Origin of the sequence: Vibrio sp. 10N.222.49.C9 (assembly GCF_041474985.1) — a bacterium.
GTDB lineage: Bacteria > Pseudomonadota > Gammaproteobacteria > Enterobacterales > Vibrionaceae > Vibrio > Vibrio crassostreae_C.
Genome location: NZ_JBFRVD010001336.1, coordinates 1 through 288, shown reverse-complemented (window position 1 = coordinate 288; position 288 = coordinate 1). Strand labels below are relative to the sequence as shown.

Sequence of the window (288 nt, the reverse complement as noted above, 5' to 3'; positions counted from 1 at the left end):
CTTTAATACCAAAGGTCGCAAGGTCTTTTTCCAGCTGAGCTTTTACCGTGCTGGTAAGATCAAATTCGTTGCCTGCGGCATTACCTTTGGCCAGCAAGGATATATTTGCCCATGCCCCCAATTTGAACTCATCCACTTTCAATTCAAAGCTGGCAAGATCAAAGTCAGGTTGTGAGAAGCTTCCGCCAACTTCAATGTCTTTGACTTGGTAGTCAGTAAATTCTGCATTGGTTTTTGCGTTCGCTTTACCGGATATTGCGAATTTTTGTTGGTTGTTTACCCCAGAGA

At 43.4% G+C, this 288-nt stretch carries 1 pseudogene; it reads right to left on the bottom strand.

Annotated features, from left to right (window positions below):
* A pseudogene (locus AB4585_RS28180) lies at positions 1-288 on the bottom strand (AsmA family protein); the annotation flags it as partial.